This is a genomic window from Chitinophagales bacterium, assembly GCA_020636535.1.
GTDB lineage: Bacteria > Bacteroidota > Bacteroidia > Chitinophagales > JADIYW01 > JADJSS01.
Genome location: JACJXT010000013.1, coordinates 363,742 through 382,657, shown reverse-complemented (window position 1 = coordinate 382,657; position 18,916 = coordinate 363,742). Strand labels below are relative to the sequence as shown.

At 27.9% G+C, this 18,916-nt stretch carries 19 protein-coding genes; 11 read left to right on the top strand and 8 right to left on the bottom strand.

The features are described from left to right. The first annotated feature begins 3 nt into the window (after positions 1-3). The 10 genes from cysQ (at position 4) to H6553_13890 (ending at position 11,520) form a co-directional block, all read left to right on the top strand. Positions 4-771 (top strand): 3'(2'),5'-bisphosphate nucleotidase CysQ, encoded by a 768-nt coding sequence (cysQ, locus tag H6553_13935; GenBank protein MCB9034933.1) that lies wholly within the window; start codon positions 4-6, stop codon positions 769-771. Positions 772-835: 64 nt separating this feature from the next. After that, on the top strand, positions 836-1,549 hold the full coding sequence (locus H6553_13930) for a pyridoxine 5'-phosphate synthase (protein MCB9034932.1): 714 nt from the start codon (positions 836-838) through the stop codon (positions 1,547-1,549). 133 nt (positions 1,550-1,682) lie between these two features. After that, positions 1,683-1,820, top strand: a complete 138-nt coding sequence (locus H6553_13925) for a pyridoxine 5'-phosphate synthase (GenBank protein ID MCB9034931.1) — start codon at positions 1,683-1,685, stop codon at positions 1,818-1,820. A 32-nt stretch (positions 1,821-1,852) separates the two neighbouring features. Then, positions 1,853-2,431 carry a hypothetical protein gene (locus H6553_13920; protein ID MCB9034930.1) on the top strand — a complete coding sequence of 193 codons (579 nt, stop codon included), beginning with the start codon at positions 1,853-1,855 and terminating at the stop codon, positions 2,429-2,431. Positions 2,432-2,730: 299 nt separating this feature from the next. Further along, positions 2,731-3,951 (top strand): acyltransferase, encoded by a 1,221-nt coding sequence (locus H6553_13915; GenBank protein MCB9034929.1) that lies wholly within the window; start codon positions 2,731-2,733, stop codon positions 3,949-3,951. A 188-nt stretch (positions 3,952-4,139) separates the two neighbouring features. After that, positions 4,140-5,348 carry an acyltransferase gene (locus H6553_13910; GenBank protein MCB9034928.1) on the top strand — a complete coding sequence of 403 codons (1,209 nt, stop codon included), beginning with the start codon at positions 4,140-4,142 and terminating at the stop codon, positions 5,346-5,348. A 47-nt stretch (positions 5,349-5,395) separates the two neighbouring features. Continuing rightward, positions 5,396-6,613, top strand: a complete 1,218-nt coding sequence (locus H6553_13905; protein MCB9034927.1) for an acyltransferase — start codon at positions 5,396-5,398, stop codon at positions 6,611-6,613. Positions 6,614-6,624: 11 nt separating this feature from the next. After that, positions 6,625-8,244 carry a hypothetical protein gene (locus tag H6553_13900; protein MCB9034926.1) on the top strand — a complete coding sequence of 540 codons (1,620 nt, stop codon included), beginning with the start codon at positions 6,625-6,627 and terminating at the stop codon, positions 8,242-8,244. A 1-nt stretch (position 8,245) separates the two neighbouring features. Then, positions 8,246-9,853: a hypothetical protein gene (locus tag H6553_13895; protein ID MCB9034925.1), complete on the top strand. Its 1,608-nt coding sequence runs from the start codon at positions 8,246-8,248 to the stop codon at positions 9,851-9,853. Further along, positions 9,850-11,520, top strand: coding sequence for a hypothetical protein (locus tag H6553_13890; GenBank protein MCB9034924.1), 1,671 nt, complete (start codon positions 9,850-9,852; stop codon positions 11,518-11,520). The genes H6553_13895 and H6553_13890 overlap by 4 nt, the downstream gene beginning before the upstream one ends. Here H6553_13890 and H6553_13885 read toward each other — a convergent pair. Genes H6553_13885 through H6553_13875 form a run of 3 tightly spaced genes read right to left on the bottom strand, consistent with a single transcriptional unit; the run spans position 11,506 to position 13,497 of the window. Then, positions 11,506-12,129: a thiamine phosphate synthase gene (locus tag H6553_13885; GenBank protein MCB9034923.1), complete on the bottom strand. Its 624-nt coding sequence runs from the start codon at positions 12,127-12,129 to the stop codon at positions 11,506-11,508. The two genes, H6553_13890 and H6553_13885, sit on opposite strands and share 15 nt — an antisense overlap. Then, positions 12,126-12,875: a hydroxymethylpyrimidine/phosphomethylpyrimidine kinase gene (locus H6553_13880; protein MCB9034922.1), complete on the bottom strand. Its 750-nt coding sequence runs from the start codon at positions 12,873-12,875 to the stop codon at positions 12,126-12,128. The genes H6553_13885 and H6553_13880 overlap by 4 nt, the downstream gene beginning before the upstream one ends. Before the next feature lies 1 nt (position 12,876). Further along, entirely contained in the window at positions 12,877-13,497 is a 621-nt protein-coding gene (locus H6553_13875) for a thiamine phosphate synthase (GenBank protein MCB9034921.1), read from the bottom strand. Between the two features lie 104 nt (positions 13,498-13,601). On the opposite strand from H6553_13875, the gene H6553_13870 reads away from it, so the two are divergent. Next, positions 13,602-13,847, top strand: coding sequence for an RNA-binding protein (locus H6553_13870; protein MCB9034920.1), 246 nt, complete (start codon positions 13,602-13,604; stop codon positions 13,845-13,847). A 70-nt stretch (positions 13,848-13,917) separates the two neighbouring features. On the opposite strand, the gene H6553_13865 is transcribed toward H6553_13870, so the two are convergent. The 5 genes from H6553_13865 to H6553_13845 form a co-directional block, all read right to left on the bottom strand. Continuing rightward, positions 13,918-14,412, bottom strand: a complete 495-nt coding sequence (locus H6553_13865) for a DUF4442 domain-containing protein (GenBank protein MCB9034919.1) — start codon at positions 14,410-14,412, stop codon at positions 13,918-13,920. Between the two features lie 236 nt (positions 14,413-14,648). Further along, the gene (locus H6553_13860) at positions 14,649-15,005 is read right to left on the bottom strand and encodes a hypothetical protein (GenBank protein MCB9034918.1); all 357 of its coding nucleotides are present in this window, start codon (positions 15,003-15,005) and stop codon (positions 14,649-14,651) included. Positions 15,006-15,204: 199 nt separating this feature from the next. Further along, positions 15,205-16,383, bottom strand: a complete 1,179-nt coding sequence (locus H6553_13855; protein ID MCB9034917.1) for a proline dehydrogenase family protein — start codon at positions 16,381-16,383, stop codon at positions 15,205-15,207. Between the two features lie 10 nt (positions 16,384-16,393). Next, positions 16,394-17,155 (bottom strand): shikimate dehydrogenase, encoded by a 762-nt coding sequence (locus H6553_13850; GenBank protein ID MCB9034916.1) that lies wholly within the window; start codon positions 17,153-17,155, stop codon positions 16,394-16,396. A gap of 196 nt (positions 17,156-17,351) precedes the next feature. Next, on the bottom strand, positions 17,352-18,758 hold the full coding sequence (locus H6553_13845) for a tetratricopeptide repeat protein (protein MCB9034915.1): 1,407 nt from the start codon (positions 18,756-18,758) through the stop codon (positions 17,352-17,354). Positions 18,759-18,916 lie beyond the last annotated feature (158 nt).

Genomic DNA, 18,916 nt, shown 5'->3' with positions numbered 1-18,916 from the left:
TTTATGATTGAAGATATTATAGCAATTGCAAACCAAGCAGGAAAAGAAATATTAAATATATATCACAAAGATTTTAGTATAGAATATAAAGACGATAAATCACCATTAACAGAAGCCGATAAAGTCTCAAATCAAATTATAGTTGATGGATTAAAAAATCTTACACCAAATATTCCTATTATCTCTGAAGAAAATAAACTCATTGATTTTGAAACTAGAAAAACATGGCAACAATGTTGGCTAGTCGATCCAATTGATGGTACTAAAGAGTTTATCAAAAAAAATGGCGAGTTTACAATAAACATAGCATTGATAGAAAATCACGAACCAATTTTATCTGTACTATTTGTTCCTGCTCAAAATAAAATGTTTTATGCACAAAAAAACAAAGGTGCTTTTTTAATTGAAAACAATCAAACCAAACAACTACATATTAGAAATTTAGCAGAAGATGGTGTACTAAAAATCGTAGGTAGTCGCTCACATCAAACACCAGAGTTATTAGCTTATGTTGATGAGCAAAAGCAAAACTATAGCAATGTCGAGTTTGTAGCAGCAGGTAGTTCTCTCAAATTTTGTTTAATTGCAGAAGGTATCGCCGATGTTTATCCAAGGTTAGGACCAACAATGGAATGGGATACTGGTGCAGGTCAACTTATTGCTACAGAAGCAGGAGCAGAAGTGTTAGTATTTGAAACCAAGCAAGTATTACAATACAATAGAGCCAATTTATTAAATCCATACTTTATAGTAAAGCATCCAAATTTATAAGATATTTGTAAAAAAGATAGTAAATGCTTACTACTCAATACTAAAATCTTAATACTAATAAAAAATGGTACGATTATCAGTTAATTTAAATAAAGTAGCACTCATTAGAAACTCAAGAGGAAGTAACTATCCAAACTTGGTACAAGTAGCTCAAGATTGCGAACGATTTGGAGCTCAAGGTATAACGGTGCATCCACGACCAGATGAAAGACATTGTAAGTTTAGCGATTTGCCTTTATTAAAAGCAGTGTGTACTACAGAATTTAATATAGAAGGTTATCCAGATGAAAATTTCATACAGCAAGTATTAGCAGTACAACCACATCAGTGTACATTAGTGCCAGATAATCCGAGTCAAATTACATCAGATCATGGTTGGAATACCATAAAAAATAAATCACTATTGCAAGAAGTCATTGCAACACTACAAGCAAAAAATATTAGAGTATCGCTTTTTATAGATGATGACGAAAAAATGATTGAAGGAGCTAAGGCAGTTGGTGCAGATAGAGTTGAATTTTATACAGGCCCTTTTGCAAAACACTATCATCAAGATAAACAAAAAGCATTAGGCAATATAGTTGCTTGTGCTGATTTGGCTCACCAAATTGGTCTTGGCATTAATGCCGGACACGATTTAAATTTAGAGAACTTAGCTTATTTTAAAGCACAAGTACCACATTTAGCAGAAGTCTCTATCGGTCATGCACTCATTACTGATGCACTATATTATGGTCTGCAAAATACCATTCAAATGTATTTAGCTAAGTTGAGATGAGGAAGCGTCCTCTAACGAGAGACGCTTTGTGAAGTTTATGGAAGGATTTAGATTACACTGAGAAAGAGTGTAAGATTCCAAAAAGCATCTCCTGAAAGGGACGCTTCAGAAAAACAAAACATAAGCATCACATTTGACAGAAGTTTCTATTGGTCAGACACTTATTGCAGATGCAATATACTGTGGTTTGCAAAACACTATACAAATGTATTGCAGTACTTCAAAGAGCGGCTCTCAAAGAGGACGCTCCTTAATCTTTTATGGAATTTGAATACAAAATGCGTCTATAGTAATAAACAAGACATGCCAAGTAAAAGAACAATAGATAGTAATTGTGGTGTTTACTTTATTACATTCACTAATATTAATTGGATGCCACTTTTTGAAATTACAAATACTTATAATTTAATATATAACTGGTTTAATATATTAAAGAAACTGGGTAATTATATTTTAGGATATGTAATAATGCCAAACCATGTTCATATAATAGTCGCTTTTGTAAAGTCAGATAAATCAATAAACAAAATTATAGGTGATGGAAAGCGATTTATGGCGTATGGTATAATTAAGGAATTAAATCAGAAAAATAGAATAGATATACTTAATCAATTAGAAAGTTTTTTGAGCAATAATGAAAGAAAGTATAATAAACAACACAAAGTATTTGAAAACTCTTTTTATTGGATAGAATGTCATAGTAGAAAATTTATTGAACAAAAATTAGACTATATGCATAATAATCCATGTGTAAGTAAATGGAATTTAGCTACAACTATTGTAGACTATAAGCATAGTTCGGCTAGGTTTTATATAACAAACTACGCAAATAAATATGTTACTCACTATTTAGAGTTAGAAGATATAGATTTATCTTTGTAGCGTCCTCTAACGAGAGACGCTTCAGGAAAGAGGAAGAGAGGGCTTTGGGAAGAAAAATATTTTCAATTTTACTAGAGCGTTTTCTAAAAGGGACGCTCTACTTGGATTTTGATTGTAAGATGTGTCTATATAGTAGATGTAATGTTATATGCTACTAGAAAAAAAGATGAAAAATTAGGCGTGTTAAAAATTGAAGAGTAAAATTTAATTGTATTCAAACTATAATTTAAAACCTTGCTATTTCAGCAAGGTTTTTTTCTTTTTTAGAATTTGCGAAAATATTATCTTAGCAATGAGTTTTGAGTTTAATTAAGGATCATAATAAACCTAAGTTGGGTTATATTCCAGCTTTTGATGGTATTAGAGGTGTATTTTCTTTTACCATATTAATTATTCATTTACACTTTAGTTATGTAACCGTACCAAGTACGCTAGGTTATTTTACTATGCATTGTTTTTTTATAATGTCTGCCTATTTATTAAGTAGATCTTTATTAAAAGATAAAACAAATGCCACGAGTTTTGGTAGCTATTTTAAAAACTTTTATACTAAAAGAATACTAAGAATATTTCCTGTATACTATGGTTATATTTTCTTAGCAGTTATAATCGGACTAATTACATTAAAAACAAAAGCCAATCCAATATTAGGTGTAGTTTATGAGATAAAACATTTTTGGTGGATGTTATTAACTTTTACTTATAATTTTAAAGATTTACTTTGTTTGTATACTGGTTTAGATTATGCTAAGAGTCCAATATTTCCTCACCTTTGGTCATTGTCTTTAGAAGAACAATTTTATTTTGTAATACCTTTTGTAATTTATTTTGTTAGTATAAAAAGATTAAAAACAATATCAATAATAATTATTTGTATATTCCCTATATTTAGAATTTTAGGATATTATTATTTAATCAATCATCCTAATATACATCAACAAATAGAACCCAATATGTTTGTGTCTTTTATATTATATAGGTGTACATTTTTTCAGTTTGATGCATTTTTCTACGGAATATTAGTAGCTATTGTTGACTTTAAAAATAAAAAACTTATTAAGTTCTTATTTTATACAATGGTATTTTTACTCATTGCTTCTATCGTTTTTAATGGCATAATAGTTAGTAAAGAAGAAGGCATTTCTTTTACAAGAGCTGTTGCCGATTATGATTTTATGATTAAAAATGGACAAATATTTTATATAGATATTATAGTAAATTCTTTATGTGTGTTTATGTTTTATCTGTCATTTAAATTTAATGATGCATTATCTATATTTGAAAATAAGTTCTTTATTCATGTTGGTAAAATTTCTTTTGGTGTATATGTGTATCAATACTTATTTATTATACCTACAGTGGTTTTATTATTTCCTTATTTAAAAATGTATATGACAGTATGGCTAGCAGAAATAATTTGTGCTACAATATGTTTTGGTGCCTTATTAATATTCTCGGATATAAGCTTTAATAAATATGAAATGTATTTTATCAATCTCAAGAAAAATATTACTAAATAACTAATATTTTACTATTTTTCTCTGACACTTTATTCTTTTATAAGTATATTAATAGACTAATTATTAAATAATTACAAGATTCTATTTATTTTTTTACAAATAAAGCATTTATTTTTTATTGACAATCTAATTTATTTGTCATGAAATAAAAAAATATTTCTGCTTAACCTTATAACTAAATAATTAGTATGAATAATCTTACTAAATCAAGCAAACCATATTACCAACAATTTGATGGTGCAAGAGGATTGTTAACACCTTCTATTTTTTTATTACACCTGCATTTTTTTTACATAAAAGGACCTGCAACATTGGCCAATTTTACGCTACATTCATTTTTTATTGCATCTGGATATTTAATTACATCTATTTTATTAAAAGATAAGGCAAGGTCTAGTAGTTTTAAACACTTTTTTATACAGTATTATATTAAAAGGATACTTCGAATATTTCCTGTTTATTTTGGATATATTTTTTTGGTAATACTTTTAACAGTTTTATATAAACTAATTTTTGGTACAGATTTTTTATTTACTATATCAGAGTTAAAACACTATATTATTACTTTATTTACCTTTACTTATAACTTTAAAGATTTGGCAATTATATTATTTGGAGCACCTAATGTAAGTTCCAATTTTCTCCCACATTTATGGTCAATATCTCTAGAAGAACAATTCTATATAATAGTTCCATTTTTAATTTATTTTCTTAGTAGAACGCAATTAAAAATACTAAGTATAATAGTAATAATATTATTTATTTTTATAAGGATATTTGGATTTTATTATTTGCATTCTAAAACAGATAATTATTTTTTATTAGGTTTTGCTATGGTAAGAAGCTCTGTGTTTCAGTTTGATGCTTTCTTTTTTGGTGTATTTGTTGCATTATTGCCACCAATTAATATTAAATATGTAAAACGACTTTTTTTGTTGTTTGTTTTAATAATAATAATAAATGATGCATTTAATTTGGTGTATATTCAAAATAAATTTGGTATTCACTGGTTTGAAATGATTGGGCGATATGATATCAATGTACGAGGGTTTTCTGTATATACTTCTGATTTTCTATTAAACATTTGTTGTTCTTGCTTTTTAATGCTTGTAATTAGTCCTGAAGTTTATATTTCAATACTCAATAAAAAATTATTTGTAAAGTGGGGAAGAGTTACTTACGGTGGTTATGTATATCAATATTTGTTTATTTTGCCAATAATATATTTTTTATATCCTTTTCTAAACAATCATATCAATCAGTTTTTTAGCGAACTAATCTGTGCTATATTGGCTATTTTCTCAATTATGTCATTTTCATTGCTAAGCTATGATAAGTTTGAATTGTACTTCCTAAATCAAAAAGACAAGCTTTATCGTAAGTTTTTAAAATCATAGTTGTAAAAAAATAAGTTTTCTTACCTTTAAACATAAATACCTATATTATGGAAGCTCAAGGCAAACCATCAGTAAAACTAACTTACTTCGAATCTTTTGACGGAATTAGAGGTGTTTGTTGTTTAATGGTTTTACTACTACACTATCAGTTTACTAAATTTAATATGCCTGCAATAATTGCCTATGTTGGTTTGCATAGTTTCTTTATTATGTCGTCTTTCCTAATTACCAAAACACTTTTAGCAGATATCAATAGAACGGAAAGTATGTGGCAATGTTTTAAAATCTATTGTATAAAAAGATTCACAAGAACATTTCCACTATATTATTTATATGTATTAATTGTAGTTGTTATTGGTGTTATACTACACTTAGCATTTAAAAACACATTTGGCATTTTTACCGAGCTAAAACACTTTGGTATGATGTTGCTTAGTTTTACTTATAATTTTAGAGAAATAGTACAGTTTTTAACAACAGGAAAATATGAACTCTATACCATTCTTACACCACACTTATGGTCGATGGCTTTCGAAGAACAATTTTATATTCTTTTCTTTTTTATACTTTTTTTTACACCATTAAATATTTTAAAAAAAATAGGTTGGGTAATAATTATAGTATATCCAATTTTTAGATTGCTGAGTTATAATTACATGAGTACGATTAATGATGACCAAGAGTTAATCACATTAATTATTGCAAGAAATACTATTTTTCAGTTTGATGTATTTTTCTACGGAATTGTACTCTCATTAACTACATTAAAACCAAGTAAAATTTGGATTTGGTTAACCTATATCTCTGGAATTTTATTAGCAATACTAATGGTTTATAATGCGATCATAAATTCAGATGTATTTGATGTTTCTTTCTTCAAAGCTATTAGAGAAGATAAATATTTTTATCAAAACTATGCTATAGTATATATAGATTTATTAGTAAATGCCTTTTGTACATTTTTATTTGCAGCTGTAAGTTTATATCCAGAAAAATTTAAAATATTTAATATTAAAATATTAAAACAATTTGGAATTCTTACTTATTCACTCTATATTTTTCAATTCTTTTTTATCTTTTTAGGAATAGCTCTAGCAGCAGTAGTTAAGCGATATATTAATGTATATATTGCAGATTTAATTGGACTTTCGTTTGCTTTAGTTACGCTTTATTACTTCTCTTTATTTGTACATAAAAAGTTTGAACTACCTATTCTTTTATGGAAAAATAAGTTTGTAAAACAGTTCTATCCAAAAAGAAAATAAAATATTACGAGGTGCAAACAAATAAAAGCAATACTATTTTCTTCTTTTTAGGCATTTTTATTTTGTCAATTATTGCATTTAAACTAACGCATGGTTTGCAAAACACTATGGATTTACTCTTTGGTGATGAAGCACATTATATGCGTAATGGCGTAGATTTATTTCATACCATTCACAAAGATTGGGGACCATCATATAATATTTGGTATAAATTGCTTTCTTTTTTTCAGTCAGATGTTATTAAACTCTACTATTTAAATTATCAACTTACTACAATACTGATTGGTGTACTTACATTTGTGTTTTTATATGTTTATAAAATAGATTTTAAAATTACACTTTGGCTATCTGCTTGTTTTTTAATTAGTAGCACTGTAGTAGATACTTGGCCAAGAGTATCGCACTTTACGGTAATTATTTTGTTGTTGTCGTTGATAATTATTAAATACATAAAAACATTGCCGAATAAAATGTTAGTGCTATTACTTTGTGTTTTTATTTGCTCTTATGCACGACCAGAATTATTTGTAGTGTTTTATATTTTATCAGCTATAACCGTAGTTGTATTAATTAAAAATATAAAAAATTACAAATCATATGTTGCATTATTCACTTTATGTTTACTTGTTTTTATTTTCTTTTTTGCAGTCTATCAATTTCCACCAGATTCTTTTAAAGGTTACGACAGAAAATACATTGCTTTTTCGCAACACTACGCTATTAATTATGTACTAGAAACAAAAGCACAATTCAATCCAATTTCAGAATGGATTCCTTTTGCAGAAACAAAATTTAAAGGTTGCAACGATTTTAAATGTATTCTACAAAATTACAGCAGTGCCGTTTTTTGGAACATAGGCATCAATATAAAAAGATATTGTTTGTCTTTATTGGTTTTTATAAGTAGTCTTTTATATCCAATTATTATTATTAAAAGTAAAAAAATATTTTTTCTATCAATAATACTATTTTTTGCTATTGTTGCATATGTCTTCATCAACAAAAAAAGTAGAACAAAATTTATTGCAAGTATAAAAGCAAATGCATTCGTATTATTTTTTTTATTGCTGTTTGGTTTACCAAGTGTTGGTTCTTCATTAGTCATTTTTCCAAGACAACATTATTTATTACTACATAGTATATTTATAATTTTTATAATTGCATTGCTGTTTAATGCAATTCCATTAGTAAAAAAAGTGCCTTATGTTTTAGTATTATTAGTCTTTATCGTGTTTATTTGGAAATCACCAAAAGCCAATAAGTATTCGTATTATCAAATGGAAACAGAGAATAAAAATCAGTGCAACAAAAAATTAATCGAATATCTTACTAAGCATAATGATAATAAAGAGCATACTATTTTTTCTAATCATTTAAGTTTAAGTAAGTTCTTGCCAAATAATTTTAGCGACTTTAACACAGAGTATGAGTTTAAAAAAGAAATGTACTTTACTCATTTGTTAATCGATAAAAAAATAGATATTGTAGTAATGAGAGATTTGTTATTGCAAGACCATTTGTTAAGCAAAGATACTACTTTTACTACTTTTGTTAAAGATCCAAGTGTATTTGGATTTAAGAAAGTCAACTTTGAAAATGATTGTAATACTTATTTATTAATAAAAGAATAAATTGAAATTCCTTAAAGAAAACATATTAGATGTTGTTGCTGTGTTGGTTTTATTGCTCATAGGAATAAAATGGGCTGTTGGTCTTAAAACTGCTATGGAAATTGTTTACGGTGATGAAGTAGAATACTTACGCAATGGTGTCGACTTATTTCATACCATTAGGAATAATTGGGGACCATCGTATAATTTATGGTACAAGTTTTTAAGTTTATTTCAGCACGATGTAATTGACTTATATTATCTTAATTTTCAAATCACAGGAATTTTAACAGCTATTTTATTTTATATTTTTTTAAGAATAAATAAAATACATATACTTGTATCATTTTTATTATCTGCCTTCTTTTTTATGTCGATGCTTAATGCTAGTAATTGGCCAAGAGTATCGCACTTTGTAGTAATTGTATTTTTTACTGCAACAATTATTGCTGCTTTTTTTAAAAGCAATACCAATAAATCAATCGTATTAACTAGTGCATTTTTAATTATTGCTTTTGCAAGACCAGAATATTTTATTGCTGTTTTTCTAAGTACATTCATTACCATTTATTGTTGGATAAAAGAAAAAGCGTCGTTCCATTCTACTTGGAAATCACTTGTAGGATTTACACTAATTGCCATTTTATTGTTTGGGATTTTTGGTTTGCCAAGCGGAAAATGGAAAGGCGAAGACAGAAAGTTTAGTGCTTTTAGGCAACACTATGCTATCAATTTAAAGCAAAAAACCAAAGCCAATTTTGATCCAGTTACAGAATGGATGCCAATTACCGAAAAAGAGTTTGAAGGTTGTAAATCATTTACAGAAGTACTTATCAAGTATCCAAATAAAGTCATTAAAAACACACTACAAAATATTAAAACAACAGCACTTTCATTAATTATTGTTTCTGGTGATTTTTTATTTCCTAATGTAGTATTGAATAAGAATAAATTAAAAATATTAATTATATCATTATTTATTTTTGTCTTTGTAGTATCATTTTATAGTAAAACTTATAGACATCAATTCTGGCATTATATCAATAATAATCTCAATTTTGTTTTTGCATTATTACTAGCATTACCAAGTGTAATGATTGCTTTGATGTTGTTTCCTCGAATGCATTATTTATATTTGCAAACACCACTCCTCATTTTATTAATGGCTATTTCAATTAGTATATTTATTAAAAAAATACCTTTTAAAAATATAATATTTTTATTTTTTGCTTTATTTATTTTAATACTTTCTCCAAAAGCAAATGACTATGTTTATTTTCAAATAGACAGTGATATGAAAAACTTCTGTCAACAAAAAACCATGCGTTTACTAATGCAAGATAAAACTCAAAAGCATGTAGTGTTTTCTAATTACTTAAATGTTTCGTACTTGTTGCCTAAAAATTATTCTGAGTTTAATATTGAATACGATTATAAAAAAGGCATGCAGTTTATAAATATAGTAGATAGTTTAAACATTGATATGATTTTAATGAATGATTATATCACTAATAATAAACTACTACAACAAGATACTACATGGTTAAACTTTATTGCCAATCCAAGTGCGTTTGGTTTTCATAAAAAAACAATTAGTACAGATTGCAATAGTTATATTTTACAAAAATGATTAAGCAATTTTTTAATTATATAGAACAAGGTATATACGCTGACACAAGAACAGCACAAAAACCATTTTGGCACTATGCAATTGGTATTTTATTTTTATTGCTAGTAGGCATAAAACTATACGCCAATTTAGAACAACAAATGGATATTCAGTTTGCAGACGAAGCAGCTTACTTAAGATTTGGCTTAGATATACCTAATAGTTTTAACAGAAATTGGGGACCATTATATTGTTTATGGTACAAAGTCTTATCATTTATTACTATAGATACTATAAAATTATATTATTTAAACTATAGACTATTAGGAATTCTATTACCAGTATTAGTGTATATTTTACTACTACGACTAAACATCAATGCTTTATTAGCAGTTTTTATGAGTTTTTGTTTGCTAACTATGGAAAGCAGTGTAATTGCTTGGCCAAGAATTTCGCACTTTTGTTTAATCATCTTAGTACTTGGATTAATCAATATTACTTACTTAAAAGATATAGTTTATAAATTATTATTTTTCGCAATCATTTGTTTGTTGTGTTCTTATGCACGACCAGAATTTTATTTATCATTTTTGATGATAGTTTTTATACTAGTAATTTATTTACTAATTAAAAGAAAAACACTTGTACAAAAACACTTTGTTGCTTTGTTGGCTTTTGTAGCATTAGTAGCAGTATTGCATTTTATATTTAGATTTCCTTCTAATGATTTTTTTGGTTATAAAAGAAGTGTAGCCGCATTTTTTCAGCACTTTGCTTTTGGTATGGTATACCAGAAAAAAGTAAATGCAGATGCTTGGTTAATTTGGGAAGACTTAGCTAAGCAATATTTTGGTACTTGCGACTCTTTACTATGTCTTGTAAAAACAAATCCAAAAATGTTTTTTAGTCATTTATTTTTATGTATAAAAATCCTAATTGTGTCTTTGTTTGTTTCATTTCCAAATTATTGCATTCCATTAGTTCTAATAAAATATAAAAAGATAAAAATTATTTTAACTATTTTGTTTTATATTTCTTTTGCTTATCTATTATTGAATAAAAACAAAAGAAACTATTTTCTAAAACTACTACAACAAAATTTATTCATATTAATTCTACTTATTTGTTTTGTAGTACCAACATTCATTTCTTGTATATTGTATTTTCCAAGAATGCATTATATTTATATGCAAAGTATATTATATATAGTAGTATTAGCATTTTTATTTGAAACGCTAATGCCTATAAAATGCACAAAATATGTTGTAGCAATTGTTTTAGTATTTTCTTCAAGTATAATTCTGATTAATGGAATTAATTACAAATTTTTAAATCTAAATCAAAATAAAGAAGTAGCAAATAAAACTAATCAGCAATTAATAAATTACCTACAATCACTACCTAATAAAAAACATACTGTATTTACCAATATGCCATTTGTAACAGGAATGTTAGATCATCGCTTTAAAGAAGTCAATACTATTTTTGATAAAAAGAAAACGATTCCATTTAAATATTATTTAGAAAATGATAGTATAGATATTATTATTGTTTCAGAAACTTTACTTCGAGATCCACACCTAAGCTCAGATACTTCTTGGAATAATTTTTATAATAACTATGAACAATTTAGTTTTAAACAAGATAGTCTGGCTTCTAACTACTATACTATTTTAATCAAAGAATAATAAAAACGATTGAATGGCATTTGCTCTATCCTTACTTAAATTAATAGCAGATGAAACAGCGATGCCATGAATACCAGTGGCTAATAAACTATTAACATCATCAAAATTAATTCCACCAATAGCTATAATTGGAATATCTATATTTAATTTATTTATTTTTTCTATGATATTTTTATAGCCATCAATTCCAAGAATAGGAGAGAGTTGTTTTTTAGTACTAGTAAATCTAAAAGGACCTAAACCAATATAGTTGATAGGCAATTTTGCAAGTTGAATAATATCGTCTATTGTGTTTGCCGTAGCACCAATAATTTTATCATCGCCTAAAATTTTCCTTGCTGCTAATATAGACATATCATTTTTGCCAAGATGAACTCCATGTGCATCAACCGTTTTTGCAACAGTTACAAAGTCGTTAATAATAAGTGTAGTATTGTACTGATTGGTTATTTGCTTGGCTTCTTGTGCTATTTGTAAAACAGTTGCTTCGTCTTTATCTTTAATTCTAAGCTGAATCCAATCAATACTATTTTCGCAAGCAGTTTGTATTAATGCTTGGTGTGATATATTCGCTAAATCTTGCGTTAAATAATGAAAACGACTTATCATATTTTATGAAAGCCCAATTTTGTGTTGTTACTTAATATATATTTGAGTGTATAATTTTTCGCCAACTGGCAAGATAATTTAAAAGGAATTCCTAATGCTATATTAGATAAAAGTGCAGCAGATAAAACGCAGCCAGTGCCATGTTTTTCTAAATTAGTAATTACATCTGGATGCAAAATATCTAAGCTTTCTCCTTCCCAAACCATATCTGTAGCTGGCGTTTCTATATTATGACCACCTTTTAAAAATACAATACAGTGTGCTGCCATTTTATTACAGGCAACAATAGCATCTTTGTTTTTAGTCAATATTTCAGCTTCTCTCCAGTTGGGTGTAATTACAGTACAGTATTTTAATATCTTTTTTAATGTCTTTTTTTCAATCTTATGTTTAAAGTCATAACCCATAGATGCTCTTAGAATTGGATCCCAAATAATATACGGATGCTCTATTTTTTTATGTAGATATTTTAATAATTTATAAAGTATATCTAAATTTTCTATTAATCCAATTTTAATATACTTTATATCGTATCTTTTAATAATCAGTTTAAGTTGACCTTTAATCTGTTTATAGTGTAGCCAATCTACTGCTTTAAAACTGTCTTCGGTTTGGTAAGTTATAGCTGTTGTAACTGCCATTCCTGCTACTTTGTGCTGTTCAAAGGTTTTAATATCAGCCAAAACACCAGCACCACCACTAGGATCGTAGCCAGCAATGCTCAATGTAATAGGTCGTTTGTTCATACTAGAATGAGTCATTAAATGTACTAAATATTTTTTGAAAATGTTCTATTGCTTTGTTATTATCTTGCCAAAGTGTACCTAAAAGTCCTATTCCATTTATATTATATGATTTAATTTGATTAATATTATCTGCTTGAATGCCTCCAACTGCAAAAATTTTTGAAGTTCTTTCTGTTAGTAATTCATCTTTTATTTGGGTCATGTTCCAATTGTTTTGGTGATTGACTTTTGAAATACTAGGAAAAAATGGTGATAAAATAAGGTGTTTAAATTGACTTTTATACTGTTGTAGCGTAGCAATATCATGTGCAGAAGCAGAACTTATTTTGTGGTTTTGATGTAACCAATCGATTACTTTTTGGTTGTAATTGGTGTTTTTACTCAAAATATCTCTAGTAAAATGATAACCAGCTAAGTCAAATTCTTTAGTAATAATTAAAGAAGTAGTGACGCATTGTTGCCAATATTTTTCTGGAATTTGTTCTACAAAATCGACTAAAGAAAAATCGTCTAACTCAGGTTTTCTAATGTACAAATAAGTGTTAGGATATTCCAAAAGCTGAGTGAGTACATCAATTTCTCCATCAAAATTGTCTGAAGCAGTGTAAATTATGAAATCCATGGTTCAAAATTACAATAAATAAGTAAATGTTATTAAATATATAAAATCTGGAAAGTATGGTATTTGGCATCTTTATTGTCGTATCTTTGTCAAAATTATTTTTTATGACACTTTATGTAGGAAATTTAAATTATGGAGTTACTGAAGATCAGTTAGCTGAATTATTTTCCAATTACCCAAGCTTTCAATCAGCTAAAATTATCACTGATAAATTTACTGGTAAAAGCAAAGGATTTTCATTTGTAGAATTAGACGACTCTAACGAGGCAAGAAATGCTGTAGAAGAATTAAACGGAAAAGAATTAAAAGGTAGAACGCTTGTAGTAAATGAAGCACGACCTAAAGCATAAATTTGAATGTAAAATGAAAGAAAAAGGCAGTAGTTAATTCTACTGCCTTTTTTTGTTGTAGGTTATATCATTATTTTCTTCTTTGCTTCACGCCCCAATCGTACTCAAATTCGCAAAGTAAAGTACCATCTTTGTCATAACCATTTACTGTGGTATGAAATGTTTGTGCATCACCAGTTGTTATTGATTTTAATACACTTTCTGCAATAGTTTTTCCATCATTGCAAACAAAAGTAGTAATTCCTTTAGCTTGTTTGATAAACTTAGCATTGCAACCTGTTACAAATGTAGACACAGATGGTTCTAATTTATGTACATACATCATTAGTAAAATTCCAGATGCTGCTTCTGATGCCATTCCTAAAACAGCCCAATAAGTTGAGCCAAATGGATTTTTATTTAGAAATTTAAAAGGTACGGTTACTTCGCAAGTAGTTTGATTAAGTGTTTTTAGCTTCATGCCAGCAATAGATGCCATTGGTAAAGTATAGGATAATCCTAGTTTATAGCTAATAGGATTGGTCATTACTTTTATATATTGATTTTGTTTTTCTGTAGATAACATAATTAATTTTCTGAACTAAAGATAATAAAAAATTACAATGCATGCATTGGATTTTTAAAATTTTTCGTTGATTATATTTCTATCTCAAGTTAATTAGTATTAAGCTAAATTTACAGTAGAGATTTGGGAAATATAACCATACAAAATGCTATTAACGCACTTTGCTCTGTGATAGAAAAATAATAAAGAGAAAGTGATAACTTCTATATTATTTAGAGCAGAAGACAATCTACACCTTACTCTTGCATACCAGAAAGTTTCCAATCTCTAATGATTTTGATTTGCTCTTCTGTTAATGGAGCTTTTTTACTTTTAAATGGCATGAATTTTTCATCGGTAGTTGGTAGTTGAACTCTTGTTAAAATGTCGTCGATATTTTCTATTGCTACCATATGGTCTTCCAAGTAAACATGTTTTCCTTCTGGATTAGTATGACATGGAGAACAACTTGCTGTAAATATAGGCAATACATCTTCTTTAAAAGAGTATATATTTAATTTAACATCTTCTGATGCCGTCTTACTGGCTTTTTTTGTAGCATTACAACTTACTAGTACTATACTTGCTACTATTATTCCGATAACCTTTTTCATATTTTTTTGTTTTTTATATAATCTATTCTACATTTGGTCGTCATTCCAGAAAATTTCGCAGTATAACGAAGAAATTTATCAGGAATCTGCCGTAAAAATCGTAAAATAGATTCCCAATCAAGTTGAGAATGACGATTTTTACTTTATTTTGCTTCCAAATGTATAACGAGTTAAATATAGTAAAACTTTATAAATTGAACTACAACACCCAAAGTTTTCTTCTACGAATTTCTTTTTTAAGTAGTTGCAACTCTCTACCCATTTGTCCGCCAACAGCTGTATTCTCCTGAGCTCTTCGTATTAAGTACGGAATGACATCTACTACTGGACCATAAGGCATGTATTTTGTTGCATTGTAATCTTGTGCTGCTAAATTAAAACTCAAGTTATCACTCATGCCAAATAATTGTGAAAAATAAATATGTTCATGATTGTTAATTAACTTGTTGTCTTTCATCAATTGTACCATTAGTGCTGTACTTTCTTCATTATGTGTTGCAACACAAATAGCTACATGATTAATGTTTTCTACAGCTATTTGCAAAGCACGATTATAGTCGTTATCTGTGGCTGCTTTAGAACTGTTTAATGGATTTTCTGTATTATTTTGTTTTGCATATTGGGCTTCTTTTTCCATATAAGCACCACGAACTAATTTTACACCATATATAATTTTATTTTCTATAGATTTATTGATTATGTTTTTAAAATATGTTATTCTACTTTTTAAATAACATTGAACAGTATTATATATTAATGGATAGTCTTTGTTGTATTTTAACATCAGCTGATATGCTAAATCGTCTAGTGGATTTTGATACCAACTTTCTTCTGCATCTATAAATAAACTTACTTGATGCTGATGTGCTGTTGCTGCAATATTATTTATTCTATCTATAGATTGTTGATACGATTTTTTTTCGGCAGTGCTTAAATCAATATTGTAGTGTAGTTTTTTTAAGATAGCCGAAGGAATTAATCCAGTAAACTTTGAACATACTTGTTTTACTGCTTGATGCTTTGAGGCAAACTGAATAGCATCTATAATTGTACTCATGGTTTTGTCAAAATCTTCGGTCGTTTCTTTTGCTTCTACACCATAATCTAAAATAGAATGTACTTTATACTGATATAATTTATCTATTTTTTTTTGAGTTAAAGACAGCGTTTCACCACCACAAAAAATACTGTAAATCGTAGGACGCATTCCTAGAACTACAGGAAATTTCAGTCCGTTATTTATCATAGCAGATGCTGTTTTCGTACCAATATTTACTAGCCAGTTGAGATTAATCAACCGATAAATTTGATAAGTTTTAATTAACTCATAGTTAGATAGATACTGAAATGCAATTTGTGTATTGTTAAAATCTATCATTATAAAAAATTTATGCGTTCCAAATTTGCCAACTTTTTTCGGCTTGTAGATATAACATTTCTAACCCATTTTTTGTTGTAGCACCTTTTGATTTTGCGTTGGCTAAAAATACAGTTTCTGTTGGATTATATACTAAATCATAAAATATATGATTTTTTGATACTTGATTATAATTGAGACTAGGACAAGATTGTTCGTTTGGATACATGCCTAATGGTGTTGTATTAACAACTAAAAGATAGTCTGCTAAGTTGTTGTTTTGGTTAAATTCATCGTAGGAAAAAATACTTTGTTGATGATTGGCATTTCTAGATAAATAAATAAATGGAATGTTTAATTGGTTTAAAACATACGCCACTGCTTTGCTAGCACCACCAGTGCCTAAAATAATTGCTTGGTTTATTGTTTGGTTGATGAGTGGTAACAAACTTTGTTCAAATCCAAAGGCATCAGAGTTATGACCACTTAAGATGCCATTGCTAAACTTGATGGTGTTTACTGCACCAATGGTTGTTGCTGCTTCATCTACAGTATCTAAAAATGGTATGATTTGTTGTTTGTATGGAATGGTAACATTGAGTCCTTTTAAGTTGGCATGTTGTTGTATTAAGCTAGGAAATTGAGCGATGTTTTCTAGTGGAAAAGTATCGTAGTAGCTATCTATTATTTCTTCTTTTATAAACTTTTCGGCAAAGTATCCTTTAGAGAAAGAATGCGACAAAGGAAATCCTATTAGTCCATATAAATTTTTAACAGCAGCTAAATTTATCATGCGACAAAGATAATTAATTAGCACCAACTTTTGTCTTGATATAAGACGAAGCAAATTTTGTAAAAGACGCTCTAATTTAATTGCATCAGAGTTATTCAAAGAAAACTCTGATGAGAGAATTGATGGGAAAACAATAGATTCCTGCTTTCGCAGGAATGACGAATCATGATTTTAAATGATAAGTATGGTGCTTTGATTATAAGTTACTCAAGCATTCTTGTACTATAAAATTGTTTTCTAAGTCTGGTGCTATATCAAATAGAATAGTATGATGTGTTGCATCTTCTGCTAGTAATTCTTGTAGCTGTATTTGTGCTTCTTTGTCTTTATGTTGCAATAAAAGTGCGGCTACTTTAGCGTATCTAATTGCTACATTGTTTTTTTGTAGTGAAATAGCATGATCTAAGTAAGAATATACGCCATCTAAATCATCAATATCATATAGTAATTTAGTTAATAAAATATAAGCGTCTGATTTGATAGGCATTAAATCTATCGCACATAAAACGGTAAACATGGCTACATCTTCTTCTTCTAACACAATAGCAGAATTGGCATAAGCTAATAAAAAATCATATTGATCATTATTTAATTCTTTTGCTTTCTCGAACGACTGATGTGCTTTGTCCCATTTATTTTCTTGCTGATAAGTTAAACCTAAATGATAATATGCTTCGCTGTGTGTTGGATCAATACGAATAACTCTATTATAATGATAACGAGCCATTTTATATTTTTCTAGTGCAAAGTAATTGTGTGCTTTAAGCATATTCATTTCTTCATCGTCTTCAAAAAGTGTAGACATTTCCGATAAGATAGCCAAAGCTTTGTCGTACTGTTTTGTTTTATGATACAGAGTTGCTAATTCTATGTATATAAAATCTTCATCTTCATCAATTGCTAATGCAAATTCTAATGCGTCTATAGCTTTATCTAAATTATCTAATGCTTTATAGCTGTAATGTAAATTGTACCACGCATTAAAATTATATGGTTCATTTTCTATTAGTGATTGATGAAATGCTAAACTATCGTAGTGTAGTGCATTAAAATCTGCTGCATAGTTAATTCTAGAAAAAGCTTCTTCATTCGTAGTGTCTTGAATGATGCATTTTTTTAGATATTCATATGCTTTGTTGTACTCGCTTTTATCTTCGTAAACATCGCAAAATTGCAAATAGATTTCTGGTAAATCATCTTTATCTGCTTTTAATTCTAATGCTTGAAGTAACTCTAGTGCTTTATCGTAATTGCCTTCAAAAGTGTAAATTTCGCATCTCAATAAACCAATTCCAATTTCAGATGGATCTAATGCTTCTGCTTTATCTAAGTATTGTAGTGCTTCATCGCAATCTTTGATTTGAAAAGTGAGTTGTGCAAATTTTAACCAAAGCATAGCAGAATAATTATGTACTTCTAGTGCTTTTTGTACTGCATGATAAGCATGGTCTAGCTCTGCTCTACTTTCGTAGTACGCAATTATCGACTCAAAATTATCTTGATTAAAAAAAATAGATTGATTGGTTTTAACTGCCTGTTCGTATTGTTGTACTAATTGGCTAATTTCGTTGTTAAAATTATCGTCAAAATTGGATAGTTGCATAATCTTTACAAAGTTAATATTTAAATTGTATCTTTAAATTAAAGGATGTTAATGAGAAGTTGTAAAATAGTTATACACATATTGTTTTTTTGGTTGCTTATTTTTTCGAATTTAAGTTTCGCTGAATCTATAACAACAGAAGACTCTATAAAGTTCGA